This window comes from Protofrankia coriariae, assembly GCF_001017755.1.
GTDB classification, from domain to species: Bacteria; Actinomycetota; Actinomycetes; order Frankiales; family Frankiaceae; genus Protofrankia; species Protofrankia coriariae.
This window is the reverse complement of sequence record NZ_JWIO01000026.1, coordinates 17,841-20,056: the sequence shown is the minus strand read 5'-3', so window position 1 is coordinate 20,056 and position 2,216 is coordinate 17,841. Positions and strand designations below refer to the sequence as shown.

The following is a 2,216-nucleotide window of genomic DNA, read 5'->3' as shown; positions in this document are numbered from 1 at the left end:
CGGCACCCGCCGAGGGTGGGAGTGGTGATGGTCGACAATGCCGGCCCGGGCACGGGGTTGCCGGTCGACGTTCATGTGCTGATGTGGCGCGTGGACGGATCGGTACTGCTCTGTCGTGGCGCCGAGTCGGATTCACCATGGCAGTTACCGTGGTCCGAGCTTGGTAGTGGGGAACCCGCGATCGAAGCCGTGCTACGGATAGCCGACGAGACCCTGTCGGTGATGACAATGGCGACCCATGTGTGGCTGGCGCACGTAGCTCATCATCGGTCCGTCGGCGGCGGCGAACGACTGGGGCTGTTCTTCCGGCTGACCCACTGGAGCGGGATACCCACACCGGGCACGGACCCCCGGGTAAGCCGCCTGCAGTGGCATCACCTGAACACGCTGCCAGAATCCCTGGCGGCTCTCGACCGGGAGGCGTTGGCCCGCTGGCAGGACAACGACGTGTATTCAGAGCTGGGATGGAACCCGCAACGACTGTGCACGGTGCCCCGGCTACGGGCCATCTCGGGCGTGCGGGCATCCTCGTAAGGTCATGACACCATGGCATGACGAAACCGTCGTGTAACAAAATCGTGGCGTGAAAAACCAGGACGCGGCGAATATGCGCGTTGTGGAGCTGCGGCACCATCAGATCCGCTACGGCCACTGCCATAGCGCTGTCGGCTCTACCGTCCTACCGCCGTACTGCCTGAGTTCGTGCGGAATTCACGCGTCCACCGGAGCTGGCTGGCTGTGCCGACAGGCACGAATGCCGGCTACCGGGGCCGCGTCCCGGACGTTCCGGCCACAACGGGATGCACCTGGAACGCGTCGCAGATGGTTGTCTGGCGCTCCAGCACCTGGCCTCGGGTCTGGTGCGGCGGAATGACCACGAACTGCTCGTAGGGCAGGCAGGCGGATTCGTCGCCGGACCGTACAGCCGTCCACTCGACACCGAACGACGCGGTGCCCTGCGGCTGGAGGACCACCGTCTCGGGCGGGCCCACCCGAAACAGGTTGCCGCTCTCGGAGCGGGCCGCCGGCCGTTCCTGCCGTCCGTTGTCGTCCGTGGCGGCCACGGACGGATAGCCGATCGCCGAGCACGGCTGGTCCGAGGTGTTGGTGAGAACGACGACGAACCCCTGGCGCTCGGCGGACGGATTACCCGCGGACGCGCCCACGGCCACCCGCAGACGCGCCTCGGTACACACCGGTGGCGATCCGGGCGCCGGGCTCAGCTGGCCGCCGGGGCCGGCCGGCGGACGCGAGGAGGAACCGTCGCTGCCGGTCTGCACCCTGGTGCCGGCCTCCGCGCCAAGCGGTGCGGCGGCCCGACGACGTCCCGGGTGCCGGCGTCCCGCCGTCGGAGCCACAGGCGGTGGCACCAGCGAGAAACAGCAGCCCGACCCCTGTCACGACGATCCGGGTTGCACGGGTTCGGGGTCTGTTCGGCATGTGGGCAAGTCTTGCATCAACCGGCCCGCACGTGAGAGGTCACCCCGGCGCGCGGTATCGGCCGCGACGCCGGCCTGGTAACAACGGCTGTGACGCCCTGCCGGGGCCGTGTCCGGGCCGCGTCCGGGCCGTGCCCGGGCCCAACGCGGTGGCGGGCCGCGCCGGGAGGCCAGGGCGTCGTTGACGGGCCGGGCGGCCGTCAACCCGTCGCGATATGCCCGCGATATGCCCAGATGCCCACGGCAGACCTGCGGCGGGCCCACCGCATGCCAACGTGCACCGGACCCGCGACCGAAAGCATCGAAGTCAGCCCTATACTCCAATTTGTCCTTCTCGGGGGGGTTCACGAAGATCGGAACCTGTGGAAGGAGCAGCAGGGCCAATGATGATCATAAATAGCTTACGGTGGGGTGCTCCAGCACGATCGTCAGTAACGGACACAGCTCTTTTGCCCCGCCGCCGGACGGCCGACACGGCCGACACGGCCGACCGTTCTGAGCGGGACGGGGCCGCGCTCCGCCCGGTCGCCGGCCGGCTGCCGGTGGTTCTCACGCTTTCCGCTGCTGTTCTGCTGGCCGGTGGGCTCACCGCATGCAATCCGGCCAAGTCCGATCTGACGGAGCTGGCCGCCGGTACCGCGTCACCGACCAGCGGCTACCCACGACCCCAACCCTCTGTGACCGACGGAGCGGCACCGACGCTTCCAGCGGGATTCGGCACGTCAACGCCCCTGGCCGCGGCCGTGGGCGCGGCCGCGGCGGGCGCGCCGGCCGCCT

The 2,216-nt window shown here is 69.3% G+C and carries 3 protein-coding genes; 2 read left to right on the top strand and 1 reads right to left on the bottom strand.

The window, feature by feature from the left end; all coding sequences use genetic code 11:
- The coding region (locus FrCorBMG51_RS15760; protein ID WP_235433620.1) for an NUDIX hydrolase at window positions 1–534 on the top strand (534 nt) is incomplete at its 5' end.
- A gap of 227 nt (window positions 535–761) precedes the next feature.
- On the opposite strand, the gene FrCorBMG51_RS15755 is transcribed toward FrCorBMG51_RS15760, so the two are convergent.
- Window positions 762–1,358: a DUF4232 domain-containing protein gene (locus tag FrCorBMG51_RS15755; RefSeq protein WP_217699341.1), complete on the bottom strand. Its 597-nt coding sequence runs from the start codon at window positions 1,356–1,358 to the stop codon at window positions 762–764.
- Window positions 1,359–1,981: 623 nt separating this feature from the next.
- On the opposite strand from FrCorBMG51_RS15755, the gene FrCorBMG51_RS31425 reads away from it, so the two are divergent.
- On the top strand, window positions 1,982–2,216 hold a 235-nt coding region (locus tag FrCorBMG51_RS31425; RefSeq protein WP_235433619.1), incomplete at its 3' end, for a hypothetical protein.